This is a genomic window from Microbulbifer sp., assembly GCF_051659245.1.
Classification (GTDB): domain Bacteria; phylum Pseudomonadota; class Gammaproteobacteria; order Pseudomonadales; family Cellvibrionaceae; genus Microbulbifer.
The window spans coordinates 1-15,243 of the sequence record NZ_JBOFOC010000067.1; the positions used below are offsets into that span (position 1 = coordinate 1).

A 15,243-nucleotide genomic window follows, 5' to 3' on the forward strand; every position below is an offset into this window, starting at 1 on the left:
CCATGCCCGCGATCGGCATTACTGGATAGCATAGGCCGATCGCGGGCATGGCCCGCTCCTACAGAAAATAAGCAGCAGTGCGGAACGACTATGCAACACCGCGACCCGTCACCAGAAGACAACGGATTTATCCAGCCGGCAGAATTCACTTTCGGCGGCGAACAGCCCGCGCAAGCGGAGTTCCAGCAGGCCCGCACCCGCGCAGCGGCCGCGCAAAAAGATCCGCGGAGCCGGCAGATCCTGCCCGTCGCGGTGGGCGCGGGTCTGCTACTCGCCCTGGTCGGGGTTTTCTGGGGCCTGCCGCAACTGGTGGAAAAACCCAGGCCGCAACTGCCCGCCGCCCAAACCGCCGATACGCAAACCGGCGCCCCGAAAAAAATCGAGACCTCCCCCTACAGCGAAGCGGAAATGGCCAAGCAGCGCCGCGAGGTCCAGAAAGTGCTGCAGGATATCCTGATACTGCAGGAGGAACTGGAGGAACGGCAGATAGATCTCTGGGCCGGCGAGGAATTTTCCGCGGCCCGGGCTCTGGCGGAAGAAGCGGACGGGATCTACCGCCAGCGCAAGTTCATGCAGGCCCTGGAAAAATACCGCGAGGCCCTGGCCGCGATGCAGGCGCTGCGCGATGGCATTCCCGAACGCATCGAAAAACACCTGGCCGAGGGCAACGAGGCCCTGGACCGAGGCGATGCGAAGGCCGCGCATACCGCCTTCGACCTGGTCCTGGTCATTTCCGAAGACCATCCCCGGGGCGTCAAGGGCAAGGCCCGCGCGGAAAAACTGCCCGAGGCCTGGGAACACTTCACTCAAGGCAAAACGGCGTTCGGAAAAAACGACCTGGACGCAGCCCGCGACGCCCTGAAGAAATCCCTGGCGGTGGACCCGCAGACCCGCCCGGCCAGGGAACTTCTGCCGCGGGTTCTCGCCGCCATCACAGAGCGCGACTACAGCGAGGCCATGTCCGCGGGCTATGCGGCAATCGCCGATGAGAATTTTTCCGCGGCGAAAAAATTCTTCCAGAAAGCGCAGGCGCTGAAGCCACAGGCCGAAGACCCCGCCGCCGGATTGCAGCAGGCTGCCAACGGCCTCGAACGGCAGCGTATCGACCAATTGTTCAGCCGCGCGCGCCAGCAGGAGGCCGCGGAAGAGTGGCACGCCGCCGCGGAGAATTACCGCAAACTGCAGGCAATGGATTCCAGCCTGGTCTCCGCCATCACCGGAAAGGCCCGCGCCGAAGCCCGCGCCCAGCTGGACGACCAGTTGCAGGAGCTGCTCGAAGACCCCCTCTCCCTCAGTGGCGGCAAGCGCAACCGCTACGCCCGCGATGTACTCGCCGACGCGCGCAAACTCGACAGCGGCACGCCGCGCCTGCAAGGCCAGATCGAGCAACTGGAAAACGCCCTCACCAAAGCGCTGATCCCAATCCCCGTGCGCCTGCAATCCGACACCAGCACCAGCGTGACGATTTATCACGTGGGCCGGCTGGGCAATTTTGCCGAGCGCGAAATCACCCTGAAGCCGGGCCGCTACACCGCCGTGGGCACCCGCGAGGGCTACCGGGACGTGCGCCGGGAATTTACCGTGGACCCCACCGGAGAACCGCCCATCGTGGTCATTCAATGCGCGGAGAAAATTAACGGCGTCAATAACAGCTGAGCGCGCGAACAGACCCTTCGCTCAACGATCAAAAACTGTACAACTTTCATGGGTGGAAAACCTGGACAGAAACGCCAAAGCAGTAACCGCGATAAGATGACTTTTATGCCAAATGGCGTTACAAAGACACTGGCAGTACCGTTGCGGGCTAAGCTGTAGGGCACCGAGAACGCTTTGTGCCGGTCCGTCGGTTTTCCAAAACCAGCGCGAGGTTTTCACACGCGATAAGTTGATAACTCAAGTTTCTGAGTTCGAGGCGTCTGTCGATGGCAAAAGCCGGGGCGGGGTGCGCCTTTCTGGGACTGTCTGCGAGAGGAACCTCGCGGACAATCTACGACCGCCATGGATGGCGGAAGTGCAGGTTTTGCAGGAGCAAAAAAACCTGCCAGGGACGTATTGAGGGGGGCGCCTAGCCCGTGTCCCAGAAAGGCGCACCCCGCCCCGGCTCCCGGAACTGAACCACTTGAGTTGATAAAGGCTCGCGCAGTAACAGGAAAGCATAAATGACAGCGAAGGAAGCGGTACCCGTTCGCGAGAGCGATCGCGCGGACGACGACTTTTTGCTCATAGAACCCACCGGCTTTACGCCGGTCCAGGTCGAAGCCGGCGGCAGAAAACTGCTGTTTTCTCCCCGCGCGCTGTCTATTGCCTGCTGCCTGCTGCTGGGCCTGCTGGCACTGGTCTACCTGCTGGTCGCCCGCTCGCTGATCTTTGAAACCCAGCCCGCCGACGCCGATGTCAGCGTCAGCGGCCTCGCCCTGCCCCTGGGCGACGGCCACCTGGTCCTGCCGGGACACTACCGCTACACCGTGAGCGCCGAGGGTTACCTGCCAAAAAGCGGTGAAGTGGAAGTCGACAGCGACGGCCACAGCCGCCACATCGTCAAACTGGAAAAACTCCCCGGGCACCTGCGGGTAATCACCGATCCGCCGGTGGCGGTGCGCATCCTGGTGGACAGTGACGAAGTTCCCAGCGAACAGGGTTTGGCGAAAAATATTCCCGCCGGGCGCAAGCGCATCACCCTGTTGAGCGAACGCTATCTGCCCTTTACCCGCGAAGTGGATATCGAGGGCCTGGACAATACCCAGATACTGCAGGCAAAACTGCGCCCGGCCTGGGCCAGCATCCATATCAGCACCAACCCGCCCGGCGCCACCGTCACCGTGGGGGGCGAAGTGCTCGGCACCACGCCGCTGAGCGCGGAACTGATCCAGGGGGACAGGGTGGTGGAACTGTCACTTCCGGACCACAAGACCGCAAAGATCCCGGTAGCGGTGACCGCGGGCGTCGACCAGACACTGACGCCGGTGGACCTGGGCCCCGCGGACGGCATCCTGCACCTGACCAGTGTCCCGGAGGACGCCAGCGTCACCGTGGACGGCGAATTTCGCGGCCGCACGCCGCTGCGGCTGGAACTGGCCTCCGGCCGCGGCCACCAATTGCGTTTCTTCAAGGACGGCTACAGCTCGGTGGACCGCACCATCGACATAGCCGCCGGCGTCGAGCGCGATCTCTCCGTCGACCTCTCCGCCGTTTTCGGCCGCGTACGCATCACCAGCAACCCGGAGAGCGCCCAGGTCTTTATCGACGGCGAATTCTCCGGCACCACCGGCCAGACCTTTACCCTGCCCGCGCGCAGTCACAGTATCGTGGTGCGCAAGGCCGGCTACGAGGACTACCAGACCAACATAGTGCCCAGCGGTAAACTGGAACAGACCGTGCGCGCGGTGCTGCTCACCGCCGAGCAGGCCCACTGGTCCAGGGTGCCGGCGGAAATCATCCACGGCGCCGGCGGCCGCATGAAACTGATGCGCCCCGACGCCCGCTTCACCATGGGCTCCTCCCGCCGCGAACAGGGTCGCCGCGCCAACGAAGTGCTGCGCCAGGTCTCCCTGACCCGTCCCTTCTACCTCGCCACCACCGAAGTCACCAACCGCGAGTACCGCCGCTACCAGCGCATGCACAGCTCCAGCCACGTGCAGGGAGTCAGCCTGGACAACGACAACCTGCCGGTGGTGAATGTCAGCTGGACCGACGCGGCTCTCTTCTGCAACTGGCTGTCCGAGCGCGACGGCCTCCAGCCCGTGTACCTGACCGAGCGCGGCCGCATCATCGGCTTCGACACCGCCGCCGACGGCTACCGCCTGCCCACCGAGGCGGAATGGGCCTGGGCCGCCCGCTACGACCGGGGCGCGATGCGCAAATTCCCCTGGGGCGACGAACTGCCGGTGCAAAAAAACTCCGGCAATTTCGCCGACACCAGCGCCGCGCAACTGGTACCCGCGGTACTGCGCACCTACAACGACCGCTACGCCGCCACTGCGCCGGTGGGTAGCTACCCACCCAATTCCATGGGCATCCACGACCTGGGGGGCAATGTTTCCGAGTGGGTGCACGACCTCTACACCATCGGCACCGGGCTCTCGCTGAGGCGGGAGGAAGACCCGGTGGGCCCGCAGGATGGCGACTATCACGTGATTCGCGGCTCCAGCTGGCGCCACGCCGGCCTCACCGAGCTGCGCCTTTCCTTTCGCGACTACGGCGCCGATCCCCGCAACGATGTGGGCTTCCGCGTAGCGCGCTGGGTCAACGGGGAGACGACACCATGAAATGGACGGTAATTTTTCTCAGTCTGGCATTCATTTCCGCGCCGCTGACGGCGCAAGACAAAGCGGAAGAAGAAAACACAGAGACGGAGAAGGAAGTGCAGGTGGCTCAGGCCGAACGCGACAAGAAAAAAACGGAGAAAGACGCCGACGACTACCGCCCCACGGAGGAAATTTCCGAGGACCTGTCCGTCTCCTATCCCATCGATATTTAAAAGAGCACTGCCATGAAATTCAAATCCTCCGATTTTATCTTTCAGCTCTTCGCCCTGCTGGGTGCCATCATCCTCGTCCACGCCATCTATGTGGCGATTATCCGCCCCAACGCGGACGCGCTGATCGAAGAGCAATTGGCCCGCGAAGCCGCCGGGGAAACCTACATACAGCAGCGCTCGCTCTACATCGTGATGCGCGACTACGAACAGGAGGCCTGCTTCGTACTGATGCTGTGGGCCATGGCGATTATGGGGCTGAAAGCCCGCCGCGGCCTGCGCGAACGCCGCCTGCTCGACAGCGCCCTGCTCAATATCAGCGAAGGCACGCCGATCCTGCCGGAAGACGCGCGGGACCTCACCCGCCCCATCCAGGCCCTGCCGGAGGAAGAGCGCAACTTCCTGCTGCCCCGCACCCTGCTCACCGCGCTGCAACGCTTCGGCTCCACCCGCAACGTGGCCGCGGTTTCCAATTCCGTGAAAGAGGTATGCGATACCGAGGGGGACCGTCTGGACAGTGAACTGGCCATGGTGCGTTACATCACCTGGGCCATACCCTCCATCGGTTTTATCGGCACGGTGCGCGGTATCGGCGAGGCGTTGTCCCAGGCACACCGGGCGGTGGAAGGGGATATCGCCGGGGTGACCGTCAGCCTGGGCGTGGCCTTCAACTCCACCTTTGTCGCGCTGGTGATCAGCATCGTGATCATGTTTTTCACCCACCAACTGCAACTGATGCAGGAGCGGCTGGTGCTGGATACGCAGAATTACTGCGACAACAACCTGTTGCGGTTTTTGAAAGTGAGTTGATCGCCGGAAGCGCAGAGCACGAGATTCGAAAGAAATTTGTAGGAGCGGTCCGGCCGGGAGCGGTCCGGCCGGGAGCGGCCCATGGCCGCGATCAATGCTGCGGTTGCTTCCGAGTCGGATCGCGGCCATGGGCCGCTCCTACAGGGTAATTAACCAGTTGGGCATGGCCCTCTGGCGAATCGAAGAAGGAATCGCCCATGAACCAAGGCGTACTGGAAATTAACGACTGCGGGCTGCGGGTATTCACCGGCACCGACGAAATACTGGAAAGCCCCGGCGTCGCCGTGGTGGAGAACCGGCAGATACTGGTGGGCACCGCGGCGCTGATGCGCGCGCGCAGCCATCCCACCCAGGTGAACAGCCAGTTCTGGCGCCGGCTCAGCCTGGAGTCTCTTAAGTCGGACAACGCCCGCTGCCGCCACCACGCGGACCTGGCCTACTGCCACCTGGAGGAAATCGCCAGGCACTGCGACCTTCCGGGAGAAATAGTGCTGGCGGTGCCCGGCAATTTTACCCGCGAACAGCTGGCGCTGTTGCTGGGCATCGTCAAGGAAAGCCCGGTGAACGCCGTGGGCCTGGTGGATGCCGCCACCGCCTGTATCGGCAGCTGCGCCCCCCGCGGCGTGCAGCTGCACGTCGAACTGCAGCGCCACCAGAGCCTGGTGAGCCGCGTGGCGGTCCATGAACAGGCGGTACTGGATATGGCGGAAACCGTCAGCGACGCCGGCATACAGAGTTTCCTGGACGCCTGGGCACGGGTGTTTACCGACGCCTTCGTAATGCAGTGCCGCTTCGATCCGCTCTACTCCGCGGAAGCGGAACAACAGCTCTACGACATGCTGCCGCAATGGGTCGGCCGCGCCATGCGCCAGGGCGAAGTCATGGCGGAACTGGACGACCGCACCGCGAAAGTGAGCCTGCGCCAGCTGCAGGACGCCAGCACCCCGACCCTCTCCCGGGTGCGCGCACTGATCGACAACCTGGCAGAGAACAACAGCGTGGTCTTCGTCTCCCATCGCTGGGCGGAAATTCCCGGCGGCGCGCAGCTGGCGGAGCGCATACACCTGCTGCCCCACAACTGTGTGGCCCAGGCGGTGGCACGGCGCTGGGAGGAAATCCACGGCGATGCGGGTGCCCTGCGCCTGGTCACCGCACTGAGTGCGGCCCCCGCCGGCGAAGTGGCGGTCCAGGTCAACAGCGCCGCCGAGGCGGCGGCCACCCACCTGCTGTTCGGCCACCGGGCACTGGCGGCGCAACAGCCGCTGTTCGTCAGCTGGAAGGACGGCAAACTCGAGGTGACCGCGACCCCGCCGCACCACCCCGCGGCCACGGTGACCAACCACGCCGGGCGGCTGGCGCTGCGCGTGGATGCCGGGGCCCGGCTGATGCTGAACGGCGAGCAGATCGCCGCGCCGGTGAACCTCACCGCCGGCGACAAAATCGGCGCGGCGGATATCGAAGATGTAATCACTGCGATCAGCGTGGAGCACTATGGCGCGTAAGAACCGGCGGTTCAGCACCTTCAGCCTGTCGTTCCTCGACATCATGTCCTGCGGCTTCGGCGCCGTAGCGCTGATCTTTTTGATTATCAAACACGGCTCCGACCGCGACATAGAGGCGGAAAACCAGGACCTGGCCGCGGAGGTCAACCTGCTGCAGGAGGAAGTGGAGTTTGGCCGCGAACATCTGGTGCTGGCGCGCAACACACTGGATACCACCAGCGACGATCTCGCACAGGCCCAGGGCCTGGCCCGGCGCATTATCGAGCAGATCGAGGAGGTCAAGGGCAATATCGCCGAGGTCGACAGCGCCGACGAGGAGCAGGATATCGAGCGCCTGCAGGAAAAAGTGAAAAAGCTGGAGCAGGCCAAGAAAGAGCTGGAATCGGAGAACAAGAAACTCGGCAACAACGTGCGCAAGTATGTGGGCGACGGCGATCGCCAGTATCTCACCGGCCTGCAACTGGGCGGGGACCGCATCCTGATCCTGCTCGACTCCTCCGCGAGTATGCTCGCGGACCAGCTCATCAAGGTGATCCGCACGCGCAATATGTCGTCCCATGTCAAACGCAATACCGACAAGTGGCGCCGCGCAATCAATACCGTGTCCTGGCTGACGGCGCAGTTTCCCCAGGACAGCCAGTACCAGATCTACACCTTCGACACCGGCTTTCGCGCCGCCATCGCCGGCACCGAGGGCCGCTGGCTGAACGTGGACGACCGCGACCAGCTGGATAAGGCAATCAAGGAACTGGACAAAGTCGCACCCGAAAACGGCACCAGCCTGGAGCGGGTATTCCACGCGGTCAGCAACCTGTCACCGCTGCCGGACAACATCATCCTGATCACCGACGGCCTGCCCACCCAGGGCATGAAAAGGCCCCGCGGCAATACCATTTCCGGCCGGGACCGTCTCGATCTGTTCAGGCGCGCGGTAAAAGTGCTGCCGAAAGACGTTCCGGTCAATGTCATCCTGGCGCCGATGGAGGGCGATCCCTTTGCAGCGAGCGAGTTCTGGAAACTGGCCATGGATACCCGCGGCTCGTTTCTGGCGCCATCGAGGGATTGGCCATGAAGCGCAATCGCAACAAACGTCAACAGGAAGAATTCAGCATCTCCTTTCTCGACGTCATCTGCTGTGGCTTCGGCGCCATCGTCCTGCTGCTGATGATCGCCAAGACCATCGAGCCGATTGTGCTAGAGGAAGCCGAGATGGACTTGGACGGCCAGGTCCAGGACCTACAGCAGCAACTGGCGGAGATCCGCGGCGAAACCAGTATTCTGAACCGCGATCTCAATGCCAAGCGCGAGCAACTGGACATCGAGCGCAAGCGCATTGCCAAGTTGAGAGGTGAGCTGGACACGCTGCAGGCCCTCTACGCGCGCAAAACCGAGGGCGAGAGCGAGGACGGCAAACTCAAAGGCGAGCTGACCGTGGCGCTGCAGACCCTGACCGATGAAATGCGCCGCCTGCTGGGGGAAAACTACCAGCGCAAGAACAATGTGATCGGCGGCATCCCGGTAGACAGTGAATATATCCTGTTCATCATCGACACCTCCGGCAGTATGTTCAACTACGGCTGGGACCGCATGATGACGGAGATGGTCAACACCCTGGATATCTACCCCAACGTCAAGGGTATCCAGGTCATGAACGACATGGGGGACTATATGTTCAACAACTACCGCCGCAAATGGATACCCGACACCCCCGGGCGCCGCCAGGCGATACTGAAGCGCCTCAGGTCCTGGAACCCGTTCAGTAACTCCAGCCCCGTGGAAGGCATCCAGAAAGCGGTGCGCAGCTTCTACGATCCCAACAAGAAAATCAGCATCTATGTGCTGGGGGACGAATTCACCGGCAAATCCATCCGCAATGTAATGATGGCGGTGGACAGGGTCAATGCCCAGCGCGGCGAAGATCAGCGAATGGTACGTATTCACGCCATCGGCTTTCCAATCCAGTTTTCCCGGCCGCGGCACCTGCAGACAACCGGGCTGAGATTTGCCGCGCTGATGCGCGAACTCACCTATCGCAATGGCGGGACTTTTGTGGGGTTGAACGATTTCCGGTAACTTATAAGGTTATCCAGGAGCGAGTTATGGCTTGGTCAAAAAACAGATTTTCCGCGGTCTGGAAAATCGCTCTGGTTTCGGCGCTGCTGCTCGCCGCCGCCTGCTCACACACGGTGAGTGTAGACGGGCGCTACCCGCAGCCGGTGGGCCACCAGCATCCCCTCACAGTGGGCATCTACCTCAGCGACGAATTCCGTAAGTTCACCCATCACGAGGACAGCGCGGATCGCGACGAGTGGAACATCAATACCGGCGAGGCGCAGAAAAACCTGTTCGAGACGGTGCTCGGCTCCATGTTCAGCGAGACGATTTCCCTCTCCCAATACCCCCAGGACCTGCCGAAAAATGTCGAGCTGGTCATCGTGCCGGAGGTGCGCGAACTCCAGTTCACCATGCCGCGGGAAAACCGCGTCAATATTTTCGAGGTGTGGATCAAATACGATATGCACGCCTATGACCAACGCGGTGAGTCAGTGGCAAACTGGGTGATCACCGCCTACGGCAAAACGCCCACTGCTTTCCTCAAGTCCCAGGAGGACGCCCTGGCCCAGGCCATCAATATCGCCCTGCGCGATGCCGGCGCCACCCTGTACACCGGTTTTGAACGGGTGCCGGAACTGCAGGCGTTCCTGGCCAGCAAGCAGCGGGCGCTTTCTTTGAAGGGTGGTAAAGCCGCCGGCGAAGAAACCACGGAGTAACTGGAGGTTATTGTGGCCAAGTCAATTTTTGTTTTCGCATTGATGCTGCTGAGCGGCTGCACCACGGTGGTGATCGACGAGTACCGGCGCAGTGATGGCGAACTCGCCCGCGGCGACTCCGTTGTTATCCTGGGCCGGCGCCACTCCAGCGAGTACGAAACCGAACCGGATCTAGTCGACTGTGTGGGCAGGCGCCTGCACAATCCCAAGCGCGGGGTCACCGTTATCCCCGAGCAACAGTTCGTCGACGCCATGTACCCCTGGTTCGAAGCGCGCACCGCGCCGATGCACCTGAAATCCCTGGACCGACTGGTGGATATCCCCGAAGTGCGCGAGCGCATGGAAACCTACGGGGTGAAATATATCGTGTGGATCGACGGCTCCACCGAGACCACCGCCAGCGCCGGCTCCATCGGCTGCTCCATCGGCACCGGTGGTGCGGGTTGCTTCGGCTTCGGCACCTGGGACAAGGAGTCCGACTACGAGGCATCGGTCTGGGACTTCCGCGACCGGGAGCTCTCCGGAAAGCTCAGTGCGGATGCCAAAGGCACTTCCTATATGCCCGCCATCGTAGTGCCCATTCCCCTGATCGCCCGGGTACAGAACAACGCCTGCAAGGGAATGGCAGCCCAGTTGCAGCAGTTCCTGCTGCCGGCGCAACCCGCCGGCGGAAAATCTTCGAGTAGTTGACGCTCCTCAAATTCAGCGGAGGACCAAAACAATGCAGACTTTACACAAAATGCTCGCCACCGCGGTAATCGCGGCCATCGCCGGCTGCGCCTTCAACCCCGCCACCAACCGGCCGGATCTGGTATTGATGTCGGAATCCCGCGAAATTGAAATCGGCCGGGAAATGCACCAGAAGCTGGTGAAGAGCACGCCGATCTACAACGATCCTGTGCTGAACGCCTATGTGGAACACGTGGGGCAGAAGGTGGCCGCGGCCAGTGACAGGCCGGACCTGGAATACCACTTCACCATTATCGACAGCCAGGATATCAATGCCTTCGCCCTGCCGGGGGGGTATGTGTATATCAACCGCGGCCTGCTCACCTACCTGCACTCGGAGGCGGAAATGGCCGCGGTGCTGGCCCACGAGGTGGGCCATATCACCGCCCGCCACGCGGTGCGACAGAAAACCGCCGCCACCGGTGCCGGTGTCGCCTCGGTGCTCTCCGTACTGGTGACCGGCAGCGGGGTGGTCGGCGACGTGGCCAACCTGTGGACCACCGCGGCGGTGAAAGGCTATGGCCGCGATATGGAACTGGAAGCGGACCGCTTCGGCGCACAGTATATGTACAACGCCGGCTACGACCCGCAGGCGATAATCAATGTGATCGCCCTGCTGAAAGACCAGGAGACCTTCTCCCGCCGCCGCGCCAGGGTGGAGGGTAAAAAGCAGCAAACCTACCACGGGGTTTTCTCCTCCCACCCCCGCAACGATATCCGCCTGAAGGAAGCTGTGGCGGCAGCTGGAGAGCTGCCGGAGGACAAAAAAGTCACCAAAGTCGAATACTACCGCGAGAAGACCGACGGCCTGGTCTACGGACAGAACGCGCGACAGTCGGAAAAGAACCGCTACAACCACAAACGGCTGGGATTTTCCCTCTTGTTCCCCGAAGGCTGGAAAGTGGAAAACCAGCGCGCCGCCATCGTCGGCATTGCGCCGGACAATTCCGCCACCATCACGCTCAAGGTGGACAGGCGCAACAGCAACCAGCCCCCGGATATGGCGCTGCGGGAAACCTATGACGTGCGCAGCCTCGAGCAGGACGAACAGCTGCAGCAGTACCGGCTGCAGGGCCACACCGGAAAATTGCCGAAGGCCGGCAGCGAGACCCCGGACCGGGTGGCGGTAATTTTCTACGGCAGCCGCCAGTATGTTTTCGAGGGTAAGATCAACAAGCTGCCAGAGGGAGAGGAAAAGGCCGGTGAGGAGTACGACAACCTCTTTCTCACCAGCATTCGCAGCTTCCGCCCCCTGCGCAAAAGCGACATTATCCAGCCGAACATCAAACGGGTGCGTTATGTGAAAGCCAACGAAAAAACCACTTTCGCATCGCTGGCCCGCCATATGGAGATCGGCGAATACGCCGAGGAGCAACTGCGCCTGCTCAACGGTTACTTCCCACGGGGCGAACCCAAGCCGGGAGAGTGGATCAAGATCGTACAGTGAAAAATCCGGGCCAGGGACTCGCAATGATTGCCGGGGCGACCAATGACCGCGATCGGTTTCCATCGGGAATCCGCTCGCGGCACAGCCGTCGGTAATAATATCCGGGCTAGCTCCAGGGATGGGAGAAAGAGCATGATCCAGATTCTGATTCTGCTCGCCATTATCGCTTTTATCATACTGATAACCACAAAGCTCAAGCTGCATATCTTTCTCACCCTGCTGCTGGCCAGCTTTCTCACAGCCTTTGTCTACGGCGTACCGGCGGGCAGTATTGCCATTGTCGTCGGCAACGGATTTGGCAGTGTGCTCGGCTATATCGGCCTGGTGATTATGCTGGGTACGGTAATCGGCATTATTCTCGAGAGATCCGGGGCGGCCATCACCATGGCGGAGACCACGATCCGGCTTCTGGGGGAACGGATGCCCACCCTGGCCATTTCCATTATCGGTTACCTGGTTGCCATCCCGGTATTCTGCGATTCCGGCTACATTATCCTCAACTCGCTGAAAAACTCCCTCGCGGAAAAACTCCAGGTTTCCAACTGCGCCATGAGCGTAGCGCTTGCCACGGGGCTCTTCGCAACCCATACCCTGGTCCCTCCCACTCCCGGCCCCGTCGCTGCAGCCACCAGTCTGGGTCTGGGCAACAACCTCGGTACGGTAATTATGCTGGGGATGGCGGTGGCCGCAGTGGCCGCGGTGGCCGGATGGATCTGGTCGCGACAGTTTGTCGACGTACACTTGGAAATCGACGATGACGCGAGGGTGACCGACGAGCATTGCCGGGAGTTGATGGAACGTTACGGCAGCCTGCCGCACCCCGTCACTGCCTTTGCCCCGATTCTCGTACCCATTGTGCTGTTGTGCCTGGGCTCCGTCGCCAGCCTCCCCGATAATCCGTTCAATGCCATTCCGGCCCTACGCCAATTGACCACCTTCCTCGGCCAGCCCCTGAACGCTTTACTGGCGGGCCTGGGGCTGGCCTGTTTCCTGCTGCGCGGACCCCGGAAAATTGCCGAGCTGTCCAAACATATAGCAGCCGGCATCAAAGCCGCCGCACCGGTGCTGTTGATCACCGGCGCCGGCGGCACTCTCGGCGAAGTATTGAAAGTCTCCGGTGTCGGAACCCTGCTCGCCCAGTCGCTCTCCCATGCCAGCATAGGCTTGTTTATGCCATTCCTAGTCTCCTCAACGCTGAAAAGCGCCCAGGGCTCGTCCACCGTCGCCATGGTCACCACCTCGGTACTGGTAGCACCACTTCTGTTTGAGATGGGACTGGACAGCGAGATGGGTAGAGTGCTCACCGTCATGGCGATCGGCGCCGGCGCCATGACCGTATCCCACGTCAACGACAGCTACTTCTGGGTGGTTACCCAGCTCAGCAGGATGGACGTGACACTCGGCTACCGCGCCCAGACTACCGCCACCCTGATCCAGGGGATAAGTGCCATGGCGGTGGTGTCGCTACTGGGCCTGGTGCTGATTTAAGTAAATCGTCTGTCACAATGATCCTGTATACTGAAATTCCCGAGCACCGAACAAACAGAGTACAGGAAGATGATTCGCCGCACGCTGCCCCTCTGCCTTTCCCTGGTCCTCATCCTCGCCGCCGGCAGTGCACACGCCACCCTGGTGATCGCCCACCGCGGCGCTTCCGGTTACCTGCCCGAGCATACCCTGGAAGCCAAGGCCCTGGCCTACGCCATGCGACCGGACTATATCGAGCAGGACCTGGTGCTGAGCAAAGACAACCGGCTGATAGTAATGCACGATATTTACCTGGATGGTATTACCGATGTCGCCCAGGTTTTTCCCGGCCGCGTGCGCAAGGACGGGCACTACTACACCATCGATTTTACCCTGGCGGAACTCAAGCGACTGAGAGTTACCGAGGCGTTCAGAAATAAGAACGGCAATATCGCTGCGAAATATCCCCGGCGCTTCCCGCTGTGGCAATCCAGCTTCCAGCTATCCACCTTGGAAGAGGAAATCGAGCTGATCCAGGGTCTCAACAAGACGCTTGGTTACGATATCGGCATCTACCCCGAAATTAAAAATCCTGCCTTCCATCGCCGCGAGGGCAGGGATATCGCCGTCCTGACATTGGTCAAACTCAAGCAATACGGCTACACCGGCCGCAGCAAAAAGATCTTCCTTCAGTGCTTCGACGCCGAGGAGCTGCAGCGGATAAAGCGCGAGCTGATGCCACAGCTGAAAATGGATCTACCCCTCGTACAACTGATCGCCAAAAAGGATGACCACGACTGGATGCTGCAACCCGGCGGCCTGGAGAAAATCGCCATCTATGCCGACGCTATAGGCCCCTGGATGATGATGATGATAGACCTCCTCGATGACAACCAGCTGGCAACCACTGACCTGGTACAGCGGGCCCACCGCAACAACCTGGTGGTGCACCCCTACACTTTCCGCGCCGACTCGAAAAAGATTCCCCAACAGATCGGCAGCTTCGAGCGTCTGCTGGAGCTGTTTATCGATCAGCTGAACGTGGACGGGCTGTTCACCGACCATCCGGACAAGGCCGTGGAATTTATCTCCCGGGGCTCCCGCTGACAGTGATACAGACTGCAATCAACCACCGACCCGGAACAGTCCGCGCTTTTCAAAACTATTCGAACCGTGAAAAATCCGCCGGCCGCTTTTCCATAAAGGCGGTGGCCGCCTCCTTGAACTCCTCCGACGCCAGGCGCTCCCGGAAGTATCCGGCCTCCCGCTCGATTACCTCCATTCCGGTGGTATGGGTACCCTGGCGCAACAGCTGTTTGGTGAGGCGCACCGCTTCGGGGGCTTTTTTTGCGAGCTCGGCGGCAGCCGCGCGCGCCCTGTCCAAAGCTTCGTTGGCGGGCACCGCGGCGTTGCAGATGCCGAGTTCCGCCGCCTCGTCCGCGCCGAATTTTTTGCCCAGCAGCAGGAGTTCGGAAGCCTTCACATGCCCCATCAGCCGGGGCAGGAAGTAGCTGGAAGCGTACTCCGGGCAAAGGCCGAGGTCGACGAAGGGCATCTGGAACATGGCGTCGTCGCCGGCAAAGGCCATATCGCAGTGCAGCAGCATGGTGGTGCCTATGCCGACGGCGGGGCCGTTGATGGCGGCCACCACCGGTTTCGGGAAGTTGTAGAGGGCGACCATGAATTGGAAGACCGGCGATTCTTCACCGGAGGCGGAGCCGCCGAGGAAATCCGTCAGGTCGTTGCCGCTGGTGAACACGCCCTCGGTACCGGAGAGGACCACGGCGCGGACTTCGATATTGCCCGCGGCGCCGTTAAGCAGTTCGGCCAGGGCGCTGTACATGGCCATGGTGAGCGCATTCTTGCGCTCGGGGCGGTTGATGGTGATTTCCAGTACGCGGCCTGTGACCTGGGACTGGATTTCTGCGCATGGGGTTTGCATAGGCTTCTCTGGATTGCGAAGTTAAAAGGGGCAGGTGTTCTGCCCGCTCAGAGGCAAGCTGCGATCGCCTTTTGGTCTGATCGTTCGATCGCGGCCATGGG

13 protein-coding genes are annotated in these 15,243 nt (G+C 61.5%); 12 read left to right on the forward strand and 1 reads right to left on the reverse strand.

What is annotated here, in order from left to right:
• The first annotated feature begins 90 nt into the window (after nt 1-90).
• The 12 genes from ACRC0P_RS06475 to glpQ all read left to right on the forward strand — a co-directional run bounded on the left by ACRC0P_RS06475 (nt 91) and on the right by glpQ (nt 14,307).
• Nucleotides 91-1,656, forward strand: coding sequence for a hypothetical protein (locus tag ACRC0P_RS06475; protein ID WP_438629084.1), 1,566 nt, complete (start codon nt 91-93; stop codon nt 1,654-1,656).
• 503 nt (nt 1,657-2,159) lie between these two features.
• On the forward strand, nt 2,160-4,265 hold the full coding sequence (locus tag ACRC0P_RS06480) for an SUMF1/EgtB/PvdO family nonheme iron enzyme (protein WP_438629086.1): 2,106 nt from the start codon (nt 2,160-2,162) through the stop codon (nt 4,263-4,265).
• Nucleotides 4,262-4,477 carry a hypothetical protein gene (locus ACRC0P_RS06485; protein WP_438629088.1) on the forward strand — a complete coding sequence of 72 codons (216 nt, stop codon included), beginning with the start codon at nt 4,262-4,264 and terminating at the stop codon, nt 4,475-4,477. Before ACRC0P_RS06480 ends, ACRC0P_RS06485 begins: the two co-directional genes overlap by 4 nt.
• A gap of 12 nt (nt 4,478-4,489) precedes the next feature.
• The gene (locus tag ACRC0P_RS06490) at nt 4,490-5,284 is read left to right on the forward strand and encodes a MotA/TolQ/ExbB proton channel family protein (RefSeq protein WP_438629090.1); all 795 of its coding nucleotides are present in this window, start codon (nt 4,490-4,492) and stop codon (nt 5,282-5,284) included.
• A gap of 197 nt (nt 5,285-5,481) precedes the next feature.
• On the forward strand, nt 5,482-6,786 hold the full coding sequence (locus tag ACRC0P_RS06495) for a hypothetical protein (protein WP_438629092.1): 1,305 nt from the start codon (nt 5,482-5,484) through the stop codon (nt 6,784-6,786).
• Nucleotides 6,776-7,858 (forward strand): VWA domain-containing protein, encoded by a 1,083-nt coding sequence (locus tag ACRC0P_RS06500; RefSeq protein ID WP_438629094.1) that lies wholly within the window; start codon nt 6,776-6,778, stop codon nt 7,856-7,858. The genes ACRC0P_RS06495 and ACRC0P_RS06500 overlap by 11 nt, the downstream gene beginning before the upstream one ends.
• Complete coding sequence (locus tag ACRC0P_RS06505) at nt 7,855-8,859, forward strand: vWA domain-containing protein (protein WP_438629096.1); 1,005 nt, start codon at nt 7,855-7,857, stop codon at nt 8,857-8,859. Before ACRC0P_RS06500 ends, ACRC0P_RS06505 begins: the two co-directional genes overlap by 4 nt.
• 26 nt (nt 8,860-8,885) lie before the next feature.
• The gene (locus ACRC0P_RS06510; protein ID WP_438629098.1) at nt 8,886-9,557 is read left to right on the forward strand and encodes a hypothetical protein; all 672 of its coding nucleotides are present in this window, start codon (nt 8,886-8,888) and stop codon (nt 9,555-9,557) included.
• 12 nt (nt 9,558-9,569) lie between these two features.
• The gene (locus ACRC0P_RS06515) at nt 9,570-10,247 is read left to right on the forward strand and encodes a hypothetical protein (protein ID WP_438629100.1); all 678 of its coding nucleotides are present in this window, start codon (nt 9,570-9,572) and stop codon (nt 10,245-10,247) included.
• 31 nt (nt 10,248-10,278) lie between these two features.
• Nucleotides 10,279-11,733: a M48 family metalloprotease gene (locus ACRC0P_RS06520; protein WP_438629101.1), complete on the forward strand. Its 1,455-nt coding sequence runs from the start codon at nt 10,279-10,281 to the stop codon at nt 11,731-11,733.
• A 132-nt stretch (nt 11,734-11,865) separates the two neighbouring features.
• Nucleotides 11,866-13,221: a GntP family permease gene (locus ACRC0P_RS06525; protein ID WP_438629103.1), complete on the forward strand. Its 1,356-nt coding sequence runs from the start codon at nt 11,866-11,868 to the stop codon at nt 13,219-13,221.
• A 69-nt stretch (nt 13,222-13,290) separates the two neighbouring features.
• Nucleotides 13,291-14,307: a glycerophosphodiester phosphodiesterase gene (glpQ, locus tag ACRC0P_RS06530; protein ID WP_438629105.1), complete on the forward strand. Its 1,017-nt coding sequence runs from the start codon at nt 13,291-13,293 to the stop codon at nt 14,305-14,307.
• A gap of 55 nt (nt 14,308-14,362) precedes the next feature.
• On the opposite strand, the gene ACRC0P_RS06535 is transcribed toward glpQ, so the two are convergent.
• Nucleotides 14,363-15,142, reverse strand: coding sequence for an enoyl-CoA hydratase (locus tag ACRC0P_RS06535; protein ID WP_438629107.1), 780 nt, complete (start codon nt 15,140-15,142; stop codon nt 14,363-14,365).
• Nucleotides 15,143-15,243 lie beyond the last annotated feature (101 nt).